The sequence below is a fragment of the Rhizobium sp. PAMB 3174 genome, assembly GCF_052908375.1.
In genome coordinates, this window is the sequence record NZ_CM128608.1 from 57,281 (window position 1) to 79,776 (window position 22,496).

At 61.1% G+C, this 22,496-nt stretch carries 20 protein-coding genes and 1 other RNA gene; 10 read left to right on the plus strand and 11 right to left on the minus strand.

The genetic code is table 11. The annotated features are described in order from the left end of the window. The first annotated feature begins 158 nt into the window (after positions 1–158). A complete protein-coding gene (gene rpmE, locus ACU5AY_RS00275; RefSeq protein ID WP_261928797.1) occupies positions 159–380 on the plus strand; it encodes a 50S ribosomal protein L31 in 222 nt (73 codons plus the stop codon). Positions 381–470: 90 nt separating this feature from the next. After that, positions 471–2,345 carry an acyltransferase family protein gene (locus ACU5AY_RS00280; protein WP_446827535.1) on the plus strand — a complete coding sequence of 625 codons (1,875 nt, stop codon included), beginning with the start codon at positions 471–473 and terminating at the stop codon, positions 2,343–2,345. Between the two features lie 38 nt (positions 2,346–2,383). Here the strand turns inward: ACU5AY_RS00280 and ACU5AY_RS00285 are convergent, their stop codons facing one another. Together ACU5AY_RS00285 and rcdA are read right to left on the minus strand one after the other, a co-directional pair. Beyond that, positions 2,384–4,450, minus strand: a complete 2,067-nt coding sequence (locus ACU5AY_RS00285) for a prolyl oligopeptidase family serine peptidase (protein ID WP_446827536.1) — start codon at positions 4,448–4,450, stop codon at positions 2,384–2,386. Between the two features lie 161 nt (positions 4,451–4,611). Beyond that, the gene (gene rcdA / locus ACU5AY_RS00290; RefSeq protein WP_446827537.1) at positions 4,612–5,127 is read right to left on the minus strand and encodes a protease adaptor protein RcdA; all 516 of its coding nucleotides are present in this window, start codon (positions 5,125–5,127) and stop codon (positions 4,612–4,614) included. 163 nt (positions 5,128–5,290) lie between these two features. Here rcdA and ACU5AY_RS00295 point away from each other — a divergent pair, with 163 nt between their 5' ends. Next, complete coding sequence (locus tag ACU5AY_RS00295) at positions 5,291–5,530, plus strand: hypothetical protein (RefSeq protein WP_446827538.1); 240 nt, start codon at positions 5,291–5,293, stop codon at positions 5,528–5,530. Between the two features lie 89 nt (positions 5,531–5,619). Here the strand turns inward: ACU5AY_RS00295 and ACU5AY_RS00300 are convergent, their stop codons facing one another. Both ACU5AY_RS00300 and ACU5AY_RS00305 read right to left on the minus strand, forming a co-directional pair. After that, the gene (locus ACU5AY_RS00300) at positions 5,620–5,811 is read right to left on the minus strand and encodes a DUF1192 domain-containing protein (RefSeq protein ID WP_446827539.1); all 192 of its coding nucleotides are present in this window, start codon (positions 5,809–5,811) and stop codon (positions 5,620–5,622) included. A gap of 12 nt (positions 5,812–5,823) precedes the next feature. Continuing rightward, a complete protein-coding gene (locus ACU5AY_RS00305; RefSeq protein WP_446822850.1) occupies positions 5,824–7,098 on the minus strand; it encodes an MFS transporter in 1,275 nt (424 codons plus the stop codon). Between the two features lie 149 nt (positions 7,099–7,247). On the opposite strand from ACU5AY_RS00305, the gene ACU5AY_RS00310 reads away from it, so the two are divergent. Beyond that, a complete protein-coding gene (locus tag ACU5AY_RS00310) occupies positions 7,248–7,409 on the plus strand; it encodes a hypothetical protein (RefSeq protein WP_261928802.1) in 162 nt (53 codons plus the stop codon). 92 nt (positions 7,410–7,501) lie between these two features. Here the strand turns inward: ACU5AY_RS00310 and ACU5AY_RS00315 are convergent, their stop codons facing one another. The 6 genes from ACU5AY_RS00315 to tkt form a co-directional block, all read right to left on the minus strand. Next, positions 7,502–8,527, minus strand: a complete 1,026-nt coding sequence (locus ACU5AY_RS00315) for a class I fructose-bisphosphate aldolase (protein WP_446822851.1) — start codon at positions 8,525–8,527, stop codon at positions 7,502–7,504. A 190-nt stretch (positions 8,528–8,717) separates the two neighbouring features. Beyond that, a complete protein-coding gene (locus tag ACU5AY_RS00320; protein WP_446827540.1) occupies positions 8,718–9,917 on the minus strand; it encodes a phosphoglycerate kinase in 1,200 nt (399 codons plus the stop codon). Between the two features lie 115 nt (positions 9,918–10,032). Further along, on the minus strand, positions 10,033–11,835 hold the full coding sequence (locus ACU5AY_RS00325; protein WP_446827541.1) for a potassium/proton antiporter: 1,803 nt from the start codon (positions 11,833–11,835) through the stop codon (positions 10,033–10,035). 112 nt (positions 11,836–11,947) lie between these two features. Continuing rightward, positions 11,948–12,586, minus strand: coding sequence for a flavin reductase family protein (locus ACU5AY_RS00330; protein WP_446827542.1), 639 nt, complete (start codon positions 12,584–12,586; stop codon positions 11,948–11,950). Positions 12,587–12,721: 135 nt separating this feature from the next. Then, the gene (gene gap / locus ACU5AY_RS00335) at positions 12,722–13,729 is read right to left on the minus strand and encodes a type I glyceraldehyde-3-phosphate dehydrogenase (protein WP_446827543.1); all 1,008 of its coding nucleotides are present in this window, start codon (positions 13,727–13,729) and stop codon (positions 12,722–12,724) included. Between the two features lie 159 nt (positions 13,730–13,888). Continuing rightward, a complete protein-coding gene (gene tkt / locus ACU5AY_RS00340; RefSeq protein WP_446827544.1) occupies positions 13,889–15,871 on the minus strand; it encodes a transketolase in 1,983 nt (660 codons plus the stop codon). Between the two features lie 324 nt (positions 15,872–16,195). Between tkt and ACU5AY_RS00345 the strand changes: the two genes are divergently transcribed. From ACU5AY_RS00345 to ACU5AY_RS00365, 5 genes are all read left to right on the plus strand, one after another. Next, a complete protein-coding gene (locus tag ACU5AY_RS00345) occupies positions 16,196–16,468 on the plus strand; it encodes a DUF4164 domain-containing protein (RefSeq protein ID WP_446822857.1) in 273 nt (90 codons plus the stop codon). A gap of 21 nt (positions 16,469–16,489) precedes the next feature. Next, on the plus strand, positions 16,490–16,867 hold the full coding sequence (locus tag ACU5AY_RS00350; RefSeq protein WP_446827545.1) for a cell division protein ZapA: 378 nt from the start codon (positions 16,490–16,492) through the stop codon (positions 16,865–16,867). 192 nt (positions 16,868–17,059) lie between these two features. After that, entirely contained in the window at positions 17,060–17,452 is a 393-nt protein-coding gene (locus tag ACU5AY_RS00355) for a response regulator (RefSeq protein WP_446822859.1), read from the plus strand. Positions 17,453–17,496: 44 nt separating this feature from the next. Next, positions 17,497–18,063: a biliverdin-producing heme oxygenase gene (locus ACU5AY_RS00360; protein WP_446827546.1), complete on the plus strand. Its 567-nt coding sequence runs from the start codon at positions 17,497–17,499 to the stop codon at positions 18,061–18,063. Further along, positions 18,056–20,596, plus strand: coding sequence for an HWE histidine kinase domain-containing protein (locus ACU5AY_RS00365; RefSeq protein WP_446827547.1), 2,541 nt, complete (start codon positions 18,056–18,058; stop codon positions 20,594–20,596). The genes ACU5AY_RS00360 and ACU5AY_RS00365 overlap by 8 nt, the downstream gene beginning before the upstream one ends. Before the next feature lie 18 nt (positions 20,597–20,614). Here the strand turns inward: ACU5AY_RS00365 and ACU5AY_RS00370 are convergent, their stop codons facing one another. Further along, entirely contained in the window at positions 20,615–22,012 is a 1,398-nt protein-coding gene (locus ACU5AY_RS00370; RefSeq protein WP_446827548.1) for a TadE/TadG family type IV pilus assembly protein, read from the minus strand. A 297-nt stretch (positions 22,013–22,309) separates the two neighbouring features. Between ACU5AY_RS00370 and ssrS the strand changes: the two genes are divergently transcribed. Continuing rightward, positions 22,310–22,469: non-coding RNA, 6S RNA (gene ssrS / locus ACU5AY_RS00375), on the plus strand. Positions 22,470–22,496 lie beyond the last annotated feature (27 nt).

Here is a 22,496-nt window from a genome sequence, read left to right on the forward strand (position 1 = left end):
TGTTATCCTGGCAACGTTCATGTATAGGCACGGCATCGAATTGGAAAGCCGTAGCCAGAAACGACTGCGGCTTCATTTATTCAATTGGTCCATAGACCGCAATGGCTTGCCAAAAACTTGCGACAATTGGACCCGAAGCGCGTCACAGGAAGATTGTTATGAAGGCAGACATCCATCCCGACTATCACATGATCAAGGTGGTCATGACCGATGGCACCGAATACGAAACCCGGTCCACCTGGGGTACGGAAGGCGCCGTCATGAACCTTGAAATCGACTCCAAGTCGCACCCGGCCTGGACCGGCGGCAACCAGCAGCTCATGGACCGCGGCGGCCGCGTTTCCAAGTTCAAGCAGCGCTTCTCCGGCCTCGGCCTCTAAGACTTCGCGCTCGAACAGCTTAGAAAGCCCGGCCCTCGCGCCGGGCTTTTTTGTGTTTGAAATCCGCCAAGCTATGTGCGACGGAACCCTATGCTTTCGAAGACGAAATACAATCCGGACATTGACGGCCTGCGCGCTGTCGCCGTCCTGCTCGTTCTCTTGTTTCACCTCGGCAACAAGATCTTTCGGGGCGGCTTCATTGGCGTCGACGTTTTCTTCGTCATCAGCGGCTATCTGATAACGCAGCAGTTGCTGGGGGAAATGGAGCGAGGCGAATTCTCGTTTCGTCGGTTCTTCGCTAGGCGTATACGCCGGCTGCTTCCGGCGCTTGCGTTTGTGATTACCGTTTCTGCCGTCGCCGGCATTTTCTTTTTTCTGCCGTCGAATATAGAGCCGACTCTCTGGTCGGCACTGTTGAGCCTGTTCGGCTTGTCCAATTTCCTGTTCTGGATGCAGTCGGGATATTTCGATTCAGACGCCATTTTCAAACCATTGCTACATACATGGTCGCTTGGCGTGGAAATGCAGTTTTACCTCTTCTGGCCATTGCTGATGCTTCTTGCTGTCAGGATCCGGCGGGCGGGCGCACGATATCTCGCTATGGGCCTGTTCTTGATCCTGGCGATATCGCTGTCGCAGGTTTGGCTTGCTGTTGATCCGGCCGGGGCATTCTTCCTGACGCCGGCACGAATTTTTGAGTTCGGTGTCGGCGCGGCGTTGAATTGGGTCGGGAACGCCGGCACCCTTTCGAAAAGAGTATCTCTTGGCGCGCTTGTTGCCGGATTAGCAGGAATTTTGATCTGCGCGATCCTGTATCGAGAGACGATGCCCTTTCCGGGATATTACGCGCTGTTTCCCTGCGCGGCCGCGGCCGCTGTCATCATGTCTGCAGGTAGCGCGGCCAGTTCTGTGGTTCTCGGCAACCGGGTCATGGCGCTGATAGGTCGCGCGAGCTACTCCATCTATCTCGTCCATTGGCCTCTGATCGTCTTCGAGAATTATCTTGATGCCGGACTCGGGACCAATTGGCTGTTCGTTATTTCGCTGGCTCTGGGTTTTGCGAGCTATCGCTGGATCGAGACCCCTTTCCGGTCGGCGAGTTTTGGTTCCCTCAAGGGCAAGGCTTTTGGCGTCGGAATGGCAATCTCGACGTTTGGTCTCGTCTTCTGTTTGTTGGTCGGAGATGCTGTCTGGCGATGGCGGTATCCGTCCGACCTCGCTCTGGCGATGGATCCGCGAATAGCGGTGCAGGGGGGAAGCCATACATGGTCTCTTCTCAAGCAAAGGCAGACGGCATTCGCAGATGACGCACGGGTGAAGGTTCTTATCATAGGTGACAGCCAGGCTGGCGACATGATCAACATGCTGGACCGCCGATACGGTGAGGCGATTGATTTACGGTCGTTTCCAAGTGCTGCCGCCTGCCAAATTCTTGTCAGCAACTCATTCTACGATCATGAGCCGGATGAAAGGGAACGATGCAACAAGCGCAATCAGCGGATTCTTGCCGATAGCCGGATCAAGGAAGCTGATATCATTGTCTTAGTATTCGCTTGGCGTGATTGGTCTCCTCCCTTCATCAAGGACAATGTGCACGCCCTAAGGGAGGCGGGAGCTGAGCGCATTATCCTTGTGGGGCCAAAGTCACAACCTGGCAGCGGTATGGACTTGGTAGCTTCACTCGGCAAGTTTGAGGGTATCGAGGCGTTCGCCGCCGCCACACTTGATCCGAAGGTCGTCAGGACAAATGTCGATCTCAAGCACGTTTCCGCGACAGTTGGCGTCGAATATGCCGATATCCTCGCAAAGGTCTGCCCTAGAGCCGATCTTTGCTATGTTCTCGACGAGAACAGCATTCCGGTTTTCTTCGACAACATGCATCTGACAGCCGAAGGGGATGCCTTCCTTATCGATAAAGGAATCCTTGACGATATCGACCTTGGTGGCGCAACTGCTGAGCAATAGCCAATCGGTTGTGGCGGTGCGAAGTCCTTACGAAGGAGCTATCTCATTCGCGCGTTCCTGACGATCGTCTCCCTAAGAAAACTGTAGCCGGTGGCCAGGCGGGCGGCGATGTCGTCGGCTCGGCCGTCGCCGCCGTGGCCGCCGGAGCCGAACTCGCGGAACAGGACGGATTGTCCGGCATCCTTGAGGAGGGCGGCGAAGCGCCTGGCGTGCGAGGGGTGGACGCGGTCGTCGTTGCTGGAGCTTTCGACGTAGACCGGCGGGTAGCGCCGCTCTTCCGCGCTCAGGATATTGTGGAGCGGCGAATAGGCCTTGAGGAAGGTCGCGTCCTCGGGCTTGTCGGGATCGCCATATTCGTCGATCCAGGCGCGGCCGGCCGGGAAGGTGTGAAAGCGCAGCATGTCGAGCACCGGCACCTGGCACCAGACCGCGCCGAAATCCTCCGGGTAGCGGGTCAGCATGACGCCGGTCAGCAGGCCGCCGTTGGAACCGCCCTGGCAGGCGATCGTATCCGGGCGCGCATAACCGCGTTTCACAAGGTCGCGCGCAATCGCCACGAAATCTTCATAGGCCGTCGGCCGCTTCTCGCGCTTGGCGGCCAGGTGCCAGGCCGGCCCGTATTCGTCGCCGCCGCGGATATAGGCCTGGACATAGGCGTTGCCCTGCGAGAGCCAGAGGCCGGTGACGCCGGAATAGTAAGGCTGCAGACCGCTTTCGAAACCGCCATAGCCGTAAAGCAGCACGGGCAGGGAGGTGGCGGCCGCGTTCGCAGGCAGGACGAGCCGGTAGGGAATTTCGGTGCCGTCCGACGAGGTCGCCATCAGCAGTTCGGAGCGCATGCCGGTGGCGTCGAACAGTTCGGGCGCCTGCGCCGTCTTCACCAGCGTCGGCGGTTGTGAGCGGTCGGCGAGATCAAGGCGGAAGAGGGTCGGCGGCTGGAGGAAACCCTGCGTCCAGATCAGAAGCGTGTCGTCGCCGTGGTGCAGGTCGTCGTCGAGCGTCTTCAGCCCGATGGTCTCGGCATTGGCGGGCATGGCAAGTTCCTGCGGTTCGCCCGTCGGGTCGCTGAGATCGAGCAGGAAGATCTTCGGCTGAAGATTGTCGGATACGGTGAAGACGCACCATTCCTTCAGCAGCATGAACTGGGTGACCGTCTGGCGCTCGCCGGGCGCAAACACGATGCGGGGCCGGTCCAGCCGAGGCGGGCAGGCATCGAAATGCACGGGGAGCGGCGCGAGCACCAGGCTGCCCTCGGCGACCGCCTCGTCCGACTTGGCGCGCCAGAGATAGTAATTGTGGCTGAAGCCCACATCGCTGAGGCGCGGGACATCCAATGCCATGCGCTCGCCGCCGTTCTTCTGCAGCCAGTAGCTGGTCGAGCCGATGTCATGGCGGATGGCAAAGACATCGATGTGTCCGGCGGACGCCGGCAGTGCAGCCAGCGAATGTCCCAGGCGAAAGGCGAAGGCGGTGACGTCGTCTTCGCCAGCCTCGAAGATCACTGGCGCATCGGCCGGAACCATTCCCCGCTGCAGGATCCTGCCAACCCGGGGCCAGCTCGATCGGGTTGCCGAATTCCGGTCGATGGAGCCGAAATAGAAGATTTCGTCGCGGTTGAGCCAGGAGGCATGCGCGCGGCAGGCCGGCGTATCGAAGCCGCCGGCAACGACCGCCTTGTCGCGGCAGTCGAATTCGACATAGCGCATCAGGTCCGAGCCGCCGTCGGAAAGTGCCAGGAGGATCAGGTCAGGGTCATCGATGCAGGCGGTGGCGCCGCGCCAGACCCATGTCTTGCCCTCCGTCTCGCAGAAGGCGTCGAGGTCGAAGACGGTCTCCCAGTCGGCATCGGGAAGTGGCGCTGTTTCCTTCGGGACCCGCTGCAGGACGCCGAGGGCGTGGGTCTTCAGCCTGCGAAACTGGTAGAGGTAGTCGCCGCGCCTTGCCGGGATGATCAGCTTGTCGTCGCGTTCGATCAGCGCGCGGATGAGGTCCCGGTCGCGTTCGAAACCGGGGGTGCGCAACGCTGCGTCCGCCGCATCGTTCATCCTGTCGACGAAGGCAAGCGTTGCGGGCGCCGAGTCGTTCTCGAACTCCAGATAGGTCATGGGCAATTTCTCTCCGCAGCTTCTTGTCGTCAGCCGGGACCTTAGGAGATTCGCATGTCGTTTGTCTGGCAGGATCGGAAAAAGAAAACCTCCGGCGAGAGGCTCACCGGAGGTTGTTCGGATGTGATGTTCCTAGCAGGGCCGGCCCTGGACGTTCCGCCTCACTGGCCGCCGAAGGCCGTCTTCAAAAGGTCGAGCTGGGCCTGGACCGAATTTTCACCGCTTGCCTGCGGCGCGGCTTCGGCCGGGCGATAGATTTCGCGGTCGAGCAGAGACACGCGCTTCTGCAGGCGCAGCGAACGTTCGACGAGGTCGCGGAAGGATTCCGGCAGATCGTTCCAGCCCGGGGCCGAACGGTCGACGTTGAAGCTGTCGAGGCGCACCTTGCTCTTTTCGGCGATGACCTGTTCGCGGGTCATTTCGCCGTTGTTGACGGCGCGTTGCAGCAACAGCCAAGAGGCCATCTGCATGAGGCGGGTGGTCAGGCGCATGGATTCGGCGGCGTAGAGAACGGATGCAAGGCGCGGCAGAACCTTGGATGCGGCACGGCCCGGACCGTCCAGGTAGCTTGCAGTCTCTTCCACCAGGGACATGCCCTCGGAGTAGAGTGTCTGAAACTGACTGGAAGACGCCGCGTGGCCGGCAAAACTGATTGTGTTCAAACCGCGGTCTGACATCGATATTTCCCTGTTCAACGCATCACATTCTTGGGTGTCGGACTGGCCGCCTTCTTTACTGGGCGGCACCCGTTTTATCGGTTTACAGGATGCAATCATTACCCCAAATGCGCAAGCCGATTATTAAGAAAGGGTTAATTCCCACACCTTTGCAGAAACCAATGTGAAGATACTGCTGATTGCCAAAGCCAAGGTGCCGAATTTGTTTAGAATTTTAACTAAACTCCCGTTTGTCGGCGTTGTTCCGCAGGCCATTTGCCTTATGGCACCAAGATGGCAAAAAAAAGAGCCACTCGGAAGCGGCTCTCAAGGTAAAACAGGGAGAAATCAGACGATCATACCCAAAGGGCAATGTCCGAATCCAGTGAACTGGATGGTGTCAGTAATGACTTATAAAGCTTAATTTTCCGTTAAATGCCTGTCGCGGCTGTGCCGGGAATTAATATCTTCTTAAAATTACTGCGTTTTTTCATCCGTCAATACTTGTGGAATCTAGCGTTTGAAGAAGCTTTCGGCGGCCGCGCGTCCCTTGGACTTGGCGTCGCGCTCGACTGCGAGGCGGGCTATCTCGGCTTCCAGCAAAGCTATCCTTGCCGTCAATTCGTCGGCGGAAAGGCTCGAAATATCCGAACCGATTTCGTGTTCGGTCTTCTTCTTGGGCTTGTCTTCGTCAAACGGGTTCATGGACGTTTATCCCTATTCGGCTGCCTGTAGCCCATCACTCCTGCCTTCGCCGCCGGCGCGCGGGTCCAATTCGGCGCTCTGCGGCGTGGAGAGGGCGTTTGGCGTGTTGGACACGGTCGTGAAGGTCTCGCGGTCCGCGATGGGCACGGCGGCCCGCATGCGCGTTCTCAGGATCGCATAGCCGACCGTGGCGATGTGAGCGATCGCGGTGATCAGGAACAAGGCGTAGGGGCCAAGCGCCGACATCACGGGGCCGCCGACCGTCGGGCCGATGATCGTGCCGATGCCAAAGAGCAGCAAGAGACCGCCGGAGACTTTCACGAATTCGTCGGGGCCTGCGTGGTCGTTGGCGTGCGCCACGGCGATCGGATAGAGCGTGTTGGCCGTACCGCCGTAAATGGCGACGATGACGATCAGGAATACGACGTTCGTCGGCTGCAGGACGACGAGAATGAGGCCCGCGAGGGCCGCGATGCCTGCGAGCGCCGCCAGCACATAGCGGCGGTCCATCCTGTCGGAGATGCGGCCGGCCGGCAGTTGCAGGAGGGCGCCCGCAAAGATGGCGGCGCTCATCATCAGGCCGATGGAGGCCTGCGGCAGTCCGGCGCGTGCGCCGAAGACGGCGCCAAGCGTGCCGAAGGCGCCATTGGCGATGCCGATCAGCAGAATGCCGACAAAGGCGACGGGGGAATGGGAGAAGAGACTCTTGAGGTCGAGCTTGACGTTCTTCAGCGGTTGCGGAGAGGCGGCATTCGAGAGCGTCGTCGGCAGCATTGCGACGCAGTAGAGAATGCCGCAGACCATGAACAGGACCGGCGTGTGGACATCGCCGAAGGATACCACCATCTGGCCGGCCACGACGCCGGAAAGGTTGATGACGAAATAGAGCGAGAAGATCGTGCCGCGGCTCTCATTGGTGGCGCGCTCGTTGAGCCAGCTTTCGACGATCATCGAGGTGCCGGCGGATGCGAAGCCGGTCAACGCCCTAAGCCCCACCCAGGCGACGTCGTTGACGACGAGGCCGGTCAGCAGCGCAACGATGGCGATCAGCGATATGCAGCCGGAAAAGGCGCGTACATGGCCGATGCGCCTGACGAGCGCCGGCGCGACGAAGCATCCAGTGACAAAGCCGCCGGCCCAGGCCGTACCAAGAAGGCCGAGGACCGTCGTGCTGTAGCCTTCGGACGCCCCGCGAACGGGGAGCAGCAGGCCGTGAAGGCCATTGCCGATGAAGAGGAACAGGGCTCCAAGCAGGAGCGCGAAAACAGGAAAAATGTTGCGGCGCATGATCTTATGTGAGCGGATATTGAATGAAAAAGCAAATGCCCGGTGCCATTGCGCGGTTCCATTCATCTGCGATAGATCGGGGCGGAGCCTCGATCGCGAGGGGCGGAATCATTCCTGCGCCAAAGCATACCGGAAAAAGAGGAAAGGTCATGGCAAAACTCATTGCATTGCTGCTTGTGCTCGCCATGGCCGTGCAGATCATCAAGCCGATCGGCCTGCCGGGGCTGACGAGGCGGGGCGATTTCTGGAAGATCGCGGTCGGCGCTTTCGTCCTGACCATGCTGACGGCGCTCATCCGACCCGGCGGCTGAGTGGCGGATATCCCCGGGGCATCGCCAAAATGAAAGAAGCCGCTGCAGCCCGAAGGCGCAGCGGCTCCAACCTCCCTTGAACGGCGCGTTTTTTATGCTGCCTTCTCAAGATCCTTTTTCCAGCTGCCCTTGGCAGCCAGGCTGTTCATGCGTGCGCGGTGCGTAAACGCCCGCTGGCCGGCAGCGACGTTTTCGGACTTGCCGCCCCACGCCTTCAAAGCGTCCTCCTGCAGAGCACGTCCGTAGGAGAAGGTCAAGGCCCAGGGCATGTCGTAGGTTGCATTCATGGCCGAGAGATGGGCGGTCGCCTCTTCCGTCGACTGACCGCCGGACAGGAATGCGATGCCGGGCACCGCGGCGGGAACGGTCGCCTTCAACACGCGTACGGTGCGTTCGGCGACTTCGGCGACCGAAGCCTTGCGGGCGTTCTTGCCGTCGATGACCATGTTCGGCTTCAGCACCATGCCTTCGAGATCGACCTTCATCTCGGCCAATTCGTTGAAGACGGTGCGCAGCACGAATTCGGTGACTTCCTCGCAGCGGGCAATGTCGTGGTCGCCCGGCTTGCCGTCCATCAGGCATTCCGGCTCGACGATCGGCACGATGCCGGCTTCCTGGCAGAGCGCGGCATAGCGGGCCAGCGCATGGGCATTGGCCTTCAGCGAGCCGTAGGTCGGCAGGGTATCGGAAATGGCGATGACGCCGCGCCACTTGGCGAAGCGGGCGCCGGCCTCATGGTACCGGGCAAGCCGGTCGGCGAGGCCGTCGAGGCCCTCGGTGATGGTTTCGCCGGGGGCAAGCGCCATCGGCTTGGCGCCGGTGTCGACCTTGATGCCCGGAATGGAGCCCGAGGCCTTGATGAGGTCGACGAGCGGCGTGCCGTCGGCCGCCTTCTGGAAAAGTGTTTCCTCATAGAGGATCACGCCGGAGATGTAGTCGTTCATCGCCTCGTCGGCGCGGAACAGCATCTCGCGGTAATCGCGGCGGCTGTCGGCGGTCGATTCCAGACCGATCGTGTCAAACCGCTTCTTGATCGTGGAGGTGGATTCGTCGGCTGCCAGCAGGCCTTTGCCTCCGGTCACCATTTTCACAGCAATATCTTCGAGGCGCTCGCTCATGCAACTACTCCCTAGGCAAATCTCAGCCTCCGTTAGCAGAAGTTTATGGCAATTAAAATGCAGCCTGATTTTATTGAAACGATTGAATTTATTTTAATCGTTTGAAATGTTTGGATAATTCACACCAATTTAACAAAAAGGAGCGGGAAATCCCGCTCCTTCCTGCGCGTATAAAGCGAAAACGCCAAGTCTATTGCTTGGTGAGAATCTCGACCCCCGGAAGCTCCTTGCCTTCCATCCATTCCAGGAAGGCGCCGCCTGCGGTCGAGACATATGTGAAGTCGTCGGCAACGCCGGCATGGTTCAGGGCGGAGACCGTATCGCCACCGCCGGCAACCGAGACCAGTTCTCCGCCGGTCGTGCACTCTGCGGCGTGCTTGGCGGCGGAAACCGTCGCCGCGTCGAAGGGCTCTATCTCGAATGCGCCGAGCGGACCGTTCCAGACCAGCGTATGGGCCTTGGAGATCCAGGCGTTGACCGCGTCGACCGACCTGGGGCCGACGTCGAGCATCATCGCATCGGCGGGGATGGCGTCGATCGCCACGATCTCGTTGTCCGCTCCGGCCTTGAACTCGCGGGCGACCACGCCGTCGACCGGCAAGACGATCTCGCAGCCGGATTTTTCCGCCTCGGCCATGATCGCGCGGGCGGTGTCGGCCAGATCATGCTCGCAGAGCGACTTGCCGACATTGATGCCCTTGGCGGCGATGAAGGTGTTGGCCATGCCGCCGCCAATCACCAGCGCGTCGACCCTCTTCACGAGGTTCTGCAAGAGATCGATCTTGGTCGAGACCTTGGCGCCGCCGACGATGGCGACTACCGGACGGGTCGGATTGCCGAGGCCCTTCTCCAGCGCTTCCAGTTCGGCCTGCATGGTGCGGCCGGCATAGGAGGGCAGATGGTGGGCGAGGCCTTCGGTCGAGGCGTGCGCGCGGTGGGCGGCGGAAAAGGCGTCGTTGACGAAGATGTCGCCGTTTGCGGCCAGCGCCGCAGTGAAATCCTTGTCGTTCTTCTCCTCGCCGCCATGGAAACGGGTGTTTTCCATTAGCAGGATATCACCGTTGTTCATCATCTCGACGGCTTCCGCGGCTTCCTCGCCGATGCAATCGGAGGAGAAGGCGACATGGCGATCAAGAACCTCTTCGATGGCCGGGATGATCAGCGACAGGGACATGTCGTCGACGGGCTTGCCCTTCGGGCGGCCGAAATGGGCGAGCAGGATGACCTTGGCGCACTTGTCGGAGAGTTCCAGGATGGTCGGGCGAACGCGTTCGATGCGGGTCAAGTCAGACACCCTGCCATCGGTGACCGGCACGTTGAGATCGACGCGCAGAAGAATGCGCTTTCCGGTTACGTCCGGAAGATCGTCGAGGGTTTTGAAAGTCGGCATGGGTGCTCCACTTTTGTCCTTCTGGGGAAGTCTTTTTGGAGCGGCCGGAACCGCTCCCAACTGTCGGCCCGGACCATACTACGCCGGGCCGGAGACGCAAGCGGCGGCTCCGGATTTATGTACGTCGCATCTTCTCGATGAGCGCCTGCAGGCGCTCCCAGCCGACCTGCACACCGGCGAGCGGCGGCAGCTTGTTGGACGGGTCGACGGGCTCGAGCGAGACCCCGACGCTGGCGATACGACCATTGTCGTCGATCTCGCGGACGATCAGGATGATCTGGCCGAGGCGGATGCGATCGGCATAGTCCGCCTGGCCGCCAGCCCGCTTGTTGATGAGCTCGGCAATCGTCATCTCGCTTTCCGCCTCGCTGAGCAGGCCCGGACCGTAGGCCGCGTCAAGTTCCCGGGCCGGGCGCGACGGCGAGATGGCGAAAGAGCCGAAGAACTCGTTGTCGTCGCTGGCCACGGGGACCGCGCCGGCGAAGAGGCGGTCGAGCAGGCGGGAGAAGCCCGGATCGACGAAGAGATAGAGGAGATCATTCTCCTGCAGGCGACCGGCATACTGGTAGCGCATCGATCGGCCATTGCGCAGGACGAGCGACGGTCGCGCCCAGCGCGGAATGCGCTCGCCCTTCAGGACCGGGCTTTCGCGGGCGACGCGATAGGCGATCAGCTCGTGGTTGACGGCACCCGGCAGGTCGACTTCGAGTTTCTCGACCGCGCCGGTACGCGGCGGCACGATGAGGCCCAGTCGCTTCGCGGTCGGCTTGATGGTCCAGCCCTGCACGACCAGCGAGACGAGCACGATGACGAAGGCGGCGTTGAAATAGATCTCGCCGTTTTCCAGTCCGCCGGTGACCGGCAGGATGGCAAGCAGGATCGAGACGGCCCCGCGCAACCCCACCCAGGCGACGAAACCCGTCTCGCGGCGGGTGTAGCGGAACGGCCGGATACAGAGCCAGACGGCGACCGGGCGGGCGACGAAGATCAGGAACAGGCCGAGCGCCAGCGCCGGCAGCAGGATGTCGCTGAACTGCGACGGCGTTGCCAGCAGGCCGAGCACCAGGAACATGATGATCTGCGCAAGCCAGGTCATGCCGGCCTGAAAGCGGCGTATGGAAAGCGCCGACTGGATTTTCGCGTTGCCGGCATAGAGGCCGGCGACATAGACGGCGAGGAAGCCGCTGCCGTCCAGCGCGCCGGTGATCGAGAAGACCAGGAGCGCCATGGCCAGCACCAGGATGGGCAACAGCCCCTGATCGTGCTGGAAGCGCTTGATCAGGGCGACGATCGCCACCCCGCCGACGAAGCCGAAGGCAAGCCCGTAGCCCATCTGCTGAAGGAAACCGGTGAGCAGGGTCAGGTCCAGATCCTGAAAGGACTGGCCGGCGGCGATGATGTTGACAAGCGTCAGCGTCAGGAAGATCGCGAAGGGGTCGTTGGTGCCGGATTCCACTTCCAGGGTCGAGCGGACATTGTCACGAATGTGAATGCCGCCGATGCGCAGCAGGAAGAACACGGCGGCGGCATCGGTCGAACCGACGATCGCTCCCAGAAGCAGGCCTTCGGGGAAGGAGAAGCCGAGCAGCACCATTGCCGCCAGCCCGAAGATTGCCGACGTGATCAGCACGCCGACGATCGACAGGACAAGGGCCGGCGCGGCCGCCTGCCTGAAGGATTGCAACGAGGTGCCGAAACCCGAATCAAATAGGATCACCGCCAGCGCGATCGATCCGATGAAATAGGCAAGATTGTAGTTGCTGAACTCGATGCCGAACCCGTCAACGCCGGTCACGATACCGATCAGAAGAAAAAGCAGAAGAAGGGGAGCACCAAACCGGAAGGCAATAAGGCTTGAAAAAATTGCAAACAGCACGAGCACCATGCTGATGAAAATGGCTATGTAAAATGACTCCAAATATGCCCCCTGTCGATCTCGGAACCCTGCTTTTGCAACATAGGCGCGCAATGCGGAGATTTTGAGATAGCCGGCTGAAAATTTTGGATTTTTTCGCCGACGAGCGGCGCGTTCAGAGAACCGGCGTCCGCATGTCGAAACGGTCGCGAATGGTTGCGCAGGTATCGCCGCCGAGACGGGCGATCGCGTCGATCCCGGCGGGGTCGACATGCAGCCGTTCGTCGACGATGCCGTCCTGGTAATGGGCATAGACAATCTCGCCGAGAATGATCTGCCGCGACTTGCCGAGTTCGAGCGTCATGTGCCGGCGGCACTCAAGCGCGGCCGGCGCTTCACGGATATAGGGCGATGCGACCCTGAGGCCCGGCATGGCGGTCAGGCCCGCCTCCTTCAGTTCATCGACACCGCGCGGATACTTCGCCGCGCAGACATGCATGGCCTCGGCGATCGCGTGCGACACGATGTTGACGGTGAACACCTCGGTCATGCGGATATTGTGGCTGGTGTCCTTGAAGGACATGTCGGGATTGAGCTCGACGCCGAGGGCGATGATTGGCGGATCGGCCGACAGGCAGTTGAAGAAGGAGAACGGTGCGGCGTTGACGCGGCCGTCTTCGTCGACGCTGGTCACGAGCGCGATCGGTCGCGGGATGATGGTGCCGATCATCAGCTTGTAGCGTTCGCGGGCGGAGAGCGCGGAGAAATCGAAGCCGGTGAGCGAAGGAGAGGCGGTGTCTGTCGTCTGGGGCATGGCGGGCCTTTGCATAGCGGTGTCTCGTGTCACAATGACCGATCCGGCGGCGTCCACCAAGGTTCATTCTCGCAGTGCAACAAAAAAGCGCGCCGGAGAGGGCGCGCTTTCTCAAATCTTGAATGTGGCGGAGCGTCAGATGAGCTTTGCCATTGCAACAGCCGTGTCGGACATACGGTTGGAGAAGCCCCACTCGTTGTCGTACCAGGACAGGACCGAAACCATCGAGCCGTCCATGACCTTGGTCTGGTCGAGGGCAACCGTCGAGGAATGCGGATCGTGGTTGAAGTCGATCGAGACGTTCGGATGACGGGTGTAGGCCAGGATGCCCTTCAGGCGGCCATCGGCGGCTGCGATCAGCGCGTTGTTGATCTGCTCGGCGGTCACTTCCTTCGACGGAATGAACTTGAAGTCGACGAGCGAGACGTTCGGGGTCGGTACGCGGACGGAGATGCCGTCGAGCTTACCCTTCAGCGAAGGGATGACGAGGCCGATGGCCTTGGCGGCGCCGGTCGAGGTCGGGATCTGGCTCATCGCGGCCGCACGGGCGCGGTAGAGATCCTTGTGCATCGTGTCGAGCGTCGGCTGGTCGCCGGTGTAGGAGTGGATCGTCGTCATCATGCCGCGGACGATGCCGAATTCCGAATGCAGAACGTCGACGAGCGGCGCCAGGCAGTTGGTCGTGCACGAGGCGTTGGAGACGACGAGGTCGTCCTTGGTCAGGGCCGAGTGGTTGACGCCGTAGACGATCGTCTTGTCGGCGCCGTCGGACGGAGCCGAAACGAGAACGCGCTTGGCGCCGGCGGCGAGGTGGGCGGAGGCCTTTTCCTTCGAGGTGAAGATGCCGGTGCATTCCATCACGATGTCGATGCCGAGGTCGCCCCAGGGCAGCTTGGACGGATCGCGCTCTGCGAAGACCTTGAAGCTCTCGGAGCCGACGGAGATCACGTCGCCATCGACGGAGACTTCATGCGGGAAGCGGCCATGAACCGAATCATAGCGCATCAGGTGAGCGTTCGTTTCGACCGGGCCCAGGTCGTTGACGGCCACGACGTCGATGTCCTTGCGGCCGGACTCGTAGATCGCCCGGAGGACGTTGCGGCCGATACGGCCGAAACCATTGATGGCAACTTTTACAGTCATTGCTCGAACTCCCATTCCTTGGAAATTTCAGGTTGGTCCCGTTGGTCTTGCGACGCGGATTTCAGTGCTCGTTATAGAGTATTTCGGGTGGGATTCCACCGCGCTTGTGTCGCGGGGAGAAACCCTCCGGCGCGAGGCCGGAGGGGATATGGTCCGGTATCAGGCGAGCTTTTCCTCGACAGCCGATACGATCGCTTCCGGCGTGATGCCGAAGTGCTTGTAGAGTTCCTTGTAGGGGCCGGAGGCGCCGAAGGAATGCATGCCGACGAAGATGCCGTCGGAACCGATGAAGTGGTCCCAGCCCTGGCGGATGCCGGCTTCGACCGCGACCTTGACCGGCGAGTTGCCGATGATCGACTTCTGGTAATCTTCCGACTGCTCGAGGAACAGTTCCACGCAGGGCACGGAGACGACGCGGGTGGAAATGCCCTTGGCTTCCAGCGCCTCGCGGCCCTTCAGCGCGATCTCGACTTCGGAGCCGGTGGCGAAGATCGTCACCTGGGCACCTTCGGCCGGCACGAGATCGTAGGCACCGTTGCCGCAGAGGTTCTTCTCGCAGAACTTGGTGCGCACCGCCGGCAGGTTCTGGCGGGTCAGCGCGATGCCGGACGGGCGGTCGCGGTGCTGCAGCGCCAGCTGCCAGCATTCGGCGGTTTCCATGGCGTCCGCCGGGCGGAACATCAGGAGGTTCGGGATCGCCCGCAGGGCGGCCATGTGCTCGACCGGCTGGTGGGTCGGGCCGTCTTCGCCAAGGCCGATGGAATCATGCGTCAGCACGTGGATGGCGCGGATGCCCATGAGAGCGGCGAGGCGGATCGACGGACGGCAATAGTCGGAGAAGATCAGGAAGCCACCGGAATACGGGATCAGGCCGCCGTGCAGCGCCATGCCGTTCATGGCGGCAGCCATGCCGTGCTCGCGAATACCGTAGTGCAGGTAGCGGCCCGAGAAATCGTCCGGCTTGATCGAGGCGGTCTGGCTGGTCTTGGTGTTGTTCGAACCGGTCAGGTCGGCCGAGCCGCCGAGCGTTTCGGCAACAACGCCGTTGATGACTTCAAGCGCATCTTCCGAAGACTTGCGGGTGGCAAGCGTCGGCTTGGTCTCGGCCAGCTTCTTCTTGTAGTCGATGATGGCGCTGTCAAAGCCGCCCGGCAGGTCGCCGGCAAAGCGGCGGGTGAATTCCGCCTTCTTTTCGGCGGCTTCGTTTTCGAGACGGGCTTCCCATTCCATGCGTGCCTTGGTCGAGCGCAGGCCGGCAAGACGCCATGCGTCCAGCACGTCGGCGGGAACGACGAAGGCTTCTTCTTCCCAGTTCAGGGCCTTGCGGGTTGCGGCGATTTCGTCCGCGCCGAGCGGCGAGCCGTGAACCTTGTGCGTGCCGGCCTTGTTGGGCGAGCCAAAGCCAATGACCGTCTTGCAGGCGATCATCGTCGGCTTGTCGGACTGCTGCGCCTTGACGATTGCGGCGGCAATGGCTTCCGGATCGTGACCGTCGACGGCCAGCGTGTTCCAGCCAGAGGCGCGGAAGCGGGCGTGCTGGTCGGTCGAGTCGGCAAGGCTGACCGCGCCGTCGATGGAAATGCCGTTGTCGTCCCAGAAGACGATCAGCTTGTTGAGCTTGAGATGACCGGCAAGCGAGATTGCTTCCTGGCTGATGCCTTCCATAAGGCAGCCGTCGCCGGCGATGACATAGGTAAAGTGCTCCATCAGGTTGGAGCCGAATTCGTCGCGCAGCTTGCGCTCGGCGATCGCCATGCCGACCGAGTTGCCGATACCCTGGCCGAGCGGGCCGGTGGTCGTCTCGATGCCCGAGGCATGGCCGTATTCGGGATGGCCTGCGGTCTTGGCGCCAAGCTGGCGGAAGTTCTTGATGTCTTCAATGGTCATGTCCTCGTATCCGGTCAGATAGAGGAGCGAGTAGAGCAGCATCGAGCCATGGCCGGCGGACAGGACGAAGCGGTCGCGGTTCGGCCAGAGCGGAGTCTTCGGATCAAAGGTCAGGAACTGCGTGAACAGAACCGTTGCGACATCGGCCATGCCCATCGGCAGTCCGGGGTGACCGGAGTTGGCCTTTTCGACGGCATCCATGCTGAGGAAACGGATCGCATTGGCCATCCGGTTGTGTTTTTCGCGAGAGATCATAGCTTGTCCGCTTGTTCCGGGTGTCAAGAAAGTGCTGGCCCTTCCACAGGGCCGTACAAACGCGGCTGACACATAGCAGGTGGTGCGGACGAGTCAATAAAACAGGCCCTCACGCCCTTTTCCGGCCGAATAATTTTCGGTTTCCGGAAAGAAGACCAGGCGGCTTTCGGCTAAAATTCGCCGCTGATGCGTGTTCGTCCACAAGTTCCGCACCGGGCTTGCCTGTCAGGTTTGTTGACGGATGAACAGCCGGAAGAATACTGTCCTGCCTTCAGAAAGGCCGGTTTCCGGTCGATTCGATGGGCGGCAACGGGAATACGAGGCATGTCGGGAGACAAGACGGTGAACGCGGCGCTGGCTGGCCTGAGGCAGGCGCTTAGCGGGCTTGAAAGTGCGCTGGACGCGCGCTTCGAGAAGGAGCGCGACCAGCGCGACGTCGATGGAGAGGTTCGCCGGGTTCACGAGGACCGCTCGCGGCTTGCTCAGGAACTCGACGAATCCCAGTTTCGCGCCAATCGGCTCGAAGAGGTCAACCGGGAGGTCTCCCGGCGTCTGGTGACGGCGATGGAAACGATCCGTGCGGTGCTGGACCGCTAAGCAGGAAGCAAGGAACAGAACATGGCGCAGGTTACAGTGACCATCGACGGAAAGGCCTATCGCATGGCCTGCGAAGAAGGCCAGGAAGAGCACCTGACGGGTCTCGCCGGCAAGTTCGACCGCTATGTCGGCCACCTGCGCGACCAGTTCGGCGAGATCGGCGACCTGCGGCTGACCGTCATGGCTGGCATCATGGTGATGGACGAGCTGTCCGAAGTGTCTCGCAGGCTCGAGAAGCTCGAAGCCGAAAGCCTGAGCCTGAAAAGCGTGCGTGAAACGGCACTTGCCGAAACGGCCCGCAGCGAGGCAGCGCTCGCCGAAACCATCGTCGAAATCACAAGCCAGATCAACGGCTTGACCTCAAGGCTCACCAGCCGCCCGCAGGGCAACGTGAACTGAGCAGTCACCTCCATCATAAGGTTCGATGGTCGGCTTTCGAGCCGAACCCTGCGCATGCCTGCGATTCCCGTCGCCGGACGCAGCCGACGGTGTTCGACGAAAACATGCGCCGGTCGGGTGGGAACAAATTCCTCGCTCCGACCGTTTTGCCGCTAACCGAATTTAGTCAATTGAGATGCAAGGATGTAGTTTATGGGTCTTGCGGTCCAGCATGCAGAGAGTGAAGTCCTCGAGGTGATCGTCACCGAAGACGAGCCGATCGTGGCGTGGGAGCTGGAAAGCACCCTTTCGTCGCTTGGATGCCGGGTCGCCGGACCGTTCCCGTCCGTGCAATCTGCCATCGAAGCGCTCAAGAATTGCGCGCCGCAGATTGCCGTTCTGGACGTCAATCTACAGGACGGCGAGGTCTTTCCGCTGGCCGATCGTCTTTACGAAAACGAAGTGCCGCTGATCTTTCATACGGCCAATACGAGAGCGGACTTGCTGGCCTCGCGCTATGCGGGTTCACAGGTGGTGCTGAAGCCCTCCCGCCCCGACCAGCTGCGTGAAGCAATTGCTCTCGCCAAATCCCGTTTTGCAGTTTAACCATCGCAAACCGTTGCATAATTTTGAACTGGAGACTTTTCTGGATGCTCCTCATCGAAGCTTTGAGAGCCGAGACCGCGGGTCTCCATGGGTGTCTGGACTCTGTCGTTTCTCGCGCAGATCTGGCGAGCCGTGAGGGGTATGGACGCTTCCTCATGATGCATGCGCGTCTGCTGCCGGCGCTGGAGTACTGGCTCTCCGGTCAGGACGTTTTCCGTACATTGCCGTTTCACCAGGAGCGCGGGCGCCTGGCGGCGTTGAAATCTGATCTGCAGGAGATGGGGCTGGATGCGCCAAGGGAAGAAGCCTTGCCGTACCTGAACCGCGACCTGTCGGTCGAGGGTGTTTGCTACGTGCTCGAAGGATCGCGTCTCGGAGCGGCCCATATCCGCGCGCAGCAGGACAAGGCAGGCGGATCTCTCCTGCCGCAATCGTTCCTTCGTCATGGCGAGGGAAGGGGGCTGTGGAAGTCGTTCATGGCGTGGCTTTCGGCACGGGACCAATCCGACGCAGCTGCGGGCCAGGCGGTATCTGCCGCCAGCCTGGTGTTCGGATCGTACCTGTCGGCCGCGCGTGTCGAAGCTGGCCTAGAGGAGAGTGTGCATGTCTGAGCACATCGATCTGGCGAATTGTGACGCCGAACCCATTCACCTGCTTGGCAGGGTCCAGTCCTTCGGCTTTCTGGTCGCGCTGCTGCCCGACTGGACGATCTCGCATGTCTCGGAGAATGTGCGCGACTTCCTGCCGATGGATGCGCAGTCGCTGATGGAGCAGCCCGCCACGCAGCTTCTGTCGGCGGAAACGATCCACGCGATCCGCAACCGGCTGCAGTTCCTGCGTCCGAAGAAAGGTGTGGAAGTGGTCTATAACGTGGCGCTCGAAGGTGTCGAGGACCGCTTTGACGTCTCGTTGCATATCGGTGAAGGCCGCGTGATCCTCGAATTCGAGAAGGCGGGTGCGCTGGAAGGCGTCGCTCTCGACGTGGCCAACGTCCGCAATGCGATCGACCAGCTTGCCGAGGTGCCGAGCCTGCATGCCGCCTGCTCGCAGGCCGTCCGCTTCGTCAAGATGATGACCGGGTTCGACCGTGTCATGCTCTACAAGTTCCTCGACGACGGCAGCGGCGAAGTCATGGCCGAAGCGCGCCGCTACGACATGGGAACGTTTCTCAACCTGCGCTATCCGGCGACCGACATCCCCCGGCAGGCAAGGGCGCTCTATGTCGAAAACCCGATCCGGTTGATCGCAGACGTCAGCGATGCGGGCGCGCCGATCCTGGCGGCGCCGATTGCCGCGGGTTCCGGGCCGATCGACCTGTCGGGAAGCCGGCTGAGGTCCGTTTCGCCGATCCATATCGAATACCTGAAAAACATGGGCGTCGGTGCCTCCATGTCGATCTCGGTGATCGTCAACGGCGAGCTATGGGGACTGATCGCCTGCCACCACGAGCGGCCGCATACGCCGACCATGCGCCAGAGAAGTGCAGTCCTGCTGTTCGGCCAGATGCTGTCGCTGATCATCCAGACGCGGCTGACGGCGGAAGAGCGTGTCAACGATGCGCGGGTGACGGAACTGACGGCGCAGATTTCCAAGACCATGTCCACGGGCGTTTCGGCACCGGAGCTGCTCAAGCTTTCGGCGGAATCCTTCGCCCAGCTCCTGAAGGCAGACGGCTATGCGGTAATCCAGGAAGGCGTGGCTCTGACCGGCGGCGCGGCGCCGGATCGCGAAGACGTGTTCAGGCTTCAGACCTTCCTGAACACGCGGAAGGACAACGAAGTTCTTGCAACGCACGAGCTCTCGTCGCTGATGCCGGAGGCGCGCGCCATTGCGGGAGTTGCCGCGGGCATCTTGTCGGTGCCGATCTCCAGGTCACCGCACGACTATATCCTCTTCTTCCGTGGAGAACTTGTGCAGCAGGTCGTCTGGGCGGGCAATCCGGACAAGCCGGCGGAAATCGGTGCGGATGGCGCGCGCATTTCGCCGCGCAAGAGCTTTGCCGCATGGCAGACATCGGTTCACGGGCAAAGTGCGCCATGGACCTCTGCCGAGATCCGTGCGGCGTCGCAGTTGCGGGTGATGCTTCTGGAAGTGGTCCTGCGGCTCACCGACGAGGCGGGGCGCGAGCGGAAGCTCGCGAACGAGAAACAGGAGCTGCTGATTGCCGAACTCAATCACCGCGTCCGCAATATTCTCGGTCTGGTGCGCGGCCTGATTTCCCAGTCAAGCGCCGGCGAGGATACGACGGCCGACTTCGTCAAGAAGCTCGACAGCCGGGTGCAGGCGCTGGCCCGCGCCCATGATCAGATCACCCGCCAGAACTGGTCGCCGGCTCCCTTCTCGCAGCTGGTTCGGGTCGAGGCGGAGAGTTACCTGCTCGACAAGCGCGGACGGATCTCCATCGAGGGCCCCGAACTGCTTCTCTCGCCCCAGGCCTTCTCGTCCGTGGCGCTGGTCATCCACGAGATGATCACCAATTCCGCCAAGCATGGCGCGCTGTCGGACCAGCGCGGACGCGTGACGATCACGCTGTCGCACAACGAGCTGGGTGATCTCGACATCCTGTGGCGGGAGATCGGCGGCCCGCCGGTGAAGGCTCCGGAACGTCGTGGCTTCGGCTCGGCGATCATTGAGCGGACGATCCCGTTTGAACTCGGCGGAAAGGCTAGCATTTCCTACAATCTCGAAGGGGTTACGGCCTCATTCCTGTTGCCCGCGCAGCACATCGTCGCCGGTGAGACACCGGTCGCCGAGGATCCCGCCGAGAGCGGCAGGGGCGGCGCGGTTACCGCCGTCGCCGTGCCCCAGTCCGTTCTGATCGTCGAGGACAACCTCATCATCGCCATGGAGGCGGAGGATATCTTCCGCACGCTCGGAAGCCGCGACACCGTGGTCGTCTCCAGTGTCGGGCTTGCGGTCGAAGAGCTCAGCCAGCGGACGGTGCCGATCGATTTTGCCCTTCTCGACGTCAATCTGGGAACGGAAACCAGTTTCGAAGTGGCCCGGATGCTGAAGGCGAAGGGCATCCCCTTCGCGTTTGCCTCCGGCTACGGCGACACGGCAGCCTTTCCGGAAGAGTTTGCCGGTATTCCGATGATCAGCAAACCCTATGACAGGGATACCGTCCTGGCGCTGTTGAGGTAGATCACTGCACCCTTTGGCCTATTGCGTCAGCCGCAGGGATCCCAGCGTCTTGCCGACAAGCTCGGTCAGCCCGGCCTTGATTTCATCCGGAGAGGCGGCCGACATGAAATAGTCGGCGCTGCTCGCACAGGCTGTCAGCGCCGTGGTGAGGTAGTCGTGACGGGTCACCTTGGTCGAAGGCATCGTGCCGCCCCATATCGACTTGTAGTTGGAACTCGCCATCGTGTTGCCGATGGTGTTGTTGTATTCGGATCGGTTGGTCCAGGGCAGATAGGTCGTGTAGAGCACGGAGAAGGTTGCTCCCTGCTTTTTCATCGTATCACACCAGGTGCTGTTGATCGGCGTGATATAGGGCTGGCCGGAAAACACCCAGTCCGCAGACGATTGCGCCCCATCCGTGATCATCACGACGATCTTCAGTGGGGTGGAGGGAGACGATCCGTCGCCTGCCTTGGATATGTAGTTGTTGAGCGTTGTCAGCGCCCTGAAATCAGTGGTGATGTAGGATGTCGCGGAGGTCAGTTCGGTGTTGCTGACCATCTGGGTGCGGATGTCCTTGGTGCTGTATGTCGGGGCGATCACCTGCCGGATGCCGTTTGAAACCTTGTAATTGCTTTTTAGCACCTGCGACGCGCTGGAGTTCGTTCCGAGCGTATAGAGCGCCACCTTGATGCGGTTGTGCGACGGATCGGCGCTGTCGATTGTGTCCATCAGCGTGGTGACCGCGTCTGCCTGGACGTCAGCCCGGAGGACCACCTTCTTCGCCCGGGCATAGTCGTAATAGGAACTGTAGTAGACGCCCTGGTATTTCTCTCCGTAGGCGGTGTCGTGGCAGGCGAAGACGCAGTTCAGGCTGAGCTTCTGCATGATGCTCTGGTCGTAGGTCGTGGCGGCCAGCAGCATGGAGGCGGATTTGTCGAGGACGAGGTGCAGCTCGTAATAAATATCCTTGCCGCCCGCTGCCGCGGAAGCGATCCGTACCGGCACTTCGTCGATGCCGGCAAGGCGCATGAGGGTTGTCGGTACATTGCTGCTGGCGGTGCCGCTGATCGACTTGCTGGTCGTATCGACGGTAATGTCCAGTTCGTTCAGCGTATAGCTGCCACGCTGAAGCGCCATGGCCTTCATGGTCTTCTCGGCTTTGGACTTGAGGTTTGCGCTGGTGTCCTTGCCGATATCCTTCGTCGCCGAGAGGATCGCGGCATCAAGGTCGGCCTGCATTTCCGTACGGGCGTTCAATGCCCGGGAGAAATCGATGCCGGTGCCGACGGCGATTGCCAGCGGCACGAAGGTCAGGATGAAGAGAATGGAAAAATTGCCGTCACGGGCATGGATAAATTCGCCAATGAGGACGGAAGGCTTGCGAAGCCGGCGTGAAATCGCTGATAGAACGGCAGAAAACGGTGCTGACTTCACGGAACTCTCCACGCATTGGCTGGAGAAATTCTATGGCGATCCATCGCTAATTATCGGTAAAGGGCCAAGGTGCGGCTCCCAATATTGTTAAAATTCCGTTTAACATCCGTCCTTAAATAATGGGGTATATCAGTGTTCTTTCCGGCACGAACTGCAACGCCACCTTACGGTGCGCAACCGGCATCTCGCCGATGCGCTTCTACGCGGACATCCGGCTTGCGCTGCCCGTCTTGCAAAGCCGTAATATCGTGAGTGCCGCCACTGGCGGAACACTGCGAACTCCACTATATCTGCGTGTGCGGTCTGCGCTTCCCGACAGGAACAAATGAATCCTCGGGGCCATACCCGATCCTAAGGGAGCTGTCCCTAACCAGGCCCGTGGGCTTGGCTATACGGCGCCCACCTACTTCAGTAGGCGCCCAGGATCGACGTTTCCATCGGTTGTCGTGGATCGCACCTTTCTCCTTACTTCGATGAAATGTCT

What these genes read in the sequence shown, in the direction of transcription:
- rpmE (WP_261928797.1), top strand. Translation starts at nt 159, where the DNA reads ATGAAGGCAGACATCCATCCCGACTATCACATGATCAAGGTGGTCATG.
- ACU5AY_RS00280 (WP_446827535.1), top strand. Translation starts at nt 471, where the DNA reads ATGCTTTCGAAGACGAAATACAATCCGGACATTGACGGCCTGCGCGCT.
- ACU5AY_RS00285 (WP_446827536.1), bottom strand. Translation starts at nt 4,450, where the DNA reads ATGACCTATCTGGAGTTCGAGAACGACTCGGCGCCCGCAACGCTTGCC.
- rcdA (WP_446827537.1), bottom strand. Translation starts at nt 5,127, where the DNA reads ATGTCAGACCGCGGTTTGAACACAATCAGTTTTGCCGGCCACGCGGCG.
- ACU5AY_RS00300 (WP_446827539.1), bottom strand. Translation starts at nt 5,811, where the DNA reads ATGAACCCGTTTGACGAAGACAAGCCCAAGAAGAAGACCGAACACGAA.
- ACU5AY_RS00305 (WP_446822850.1), bottom strand. Translation starts at nt 7,098, where the DNA reads ATGCGCCGCAACATTTTTCCTGTTTTCGCGCTCCTGCTTGGAGCCCTG.
- ACU5AY_RS00310 (WP_261928802.1), top strand. Translation starts at nt 7,248, where the DNA reads ATGGCAAAACTCATTGCATTGCTGCTTGTGCTCGCCATGGCCGTGCAG.
- ACU5AY_RS00315 (WP_446822851.1), bottom strand. Translation starts at nt 8,527, where the DNA reads ATGAGCGAGCGCCTCGAAGATATTGCTGTGAAAATGGTGACCGGAGGC.
- ACU5AY_RS00320 (WP_446827540.1), bottom strand. Translation starts at nt 9,917, where the DNA reads ATGCCGACTTTCAAAACCCTCGACGATCTTCCGGACGTAACCGGAAAG.
- ACU5AY_RS00330 (WP_446827542.1), bottom strand. Translation starts at nt 12,586, where the DNA reads ATGCCCCAGACGACAGACACCGCCTCTCCTTCGCTCACCGGCTTCGAT.
- gap (WP_446827543.1), bottom strand. Translation starts at nt 13,729, where the DNA reads ATGACTGTAAAAGTTGCCATCAATGGTTTCGGCCGTATCGGCCGCAAC.
- tkt (WP_446827544.1), bottom strand. Translation starts at nt 15,871, where the DNA reads ATGATCTCTCGCGAAAAACACAACCGGATGGCCAATGCGATCCGTTTC.
- ACU5AY_RS00345 (WP_446822857.1), top strand. Translation starts at nt 16,196, where the DNA reads ATGTCGGGAGACAAGACGGTGAACGCGGCGCTGGCTGGCCTGAGGCAG.
- ACU5AY_RS00350 (WP_446827545.1), top strand. Translation starts at nt 16,490, where the DNA reads ATGGCGCAGGTTACAGTGACCATCGACGGAAAGGCCTATCGCATGGCC.
- ACU5AY_RS00355 (WP_446822859.1), top strand. Translation starts at nt 17,060, where the DNA reads ATGGGTCTTGCGGTCCAGCATGCAGAGAGTGAAGTCCTCGAGGTGATC.
- ACU5AY_RS00360 (WP_446827546.1), top strand. Translation starts at nt 17,497, where the DNA reads ATGCTCCTCATCGAAGCTTTGAGAGCCGAGACCGCGGGTCTCCATGGG.
- ACU5AY_RS00365 (WP_446827547.1), top strand. Translation starts at nt 18,056, where the DNA reads ATGTCTGAGCACATCGATCTGGCGAATTGTGACGCCGAACCCATTCAC.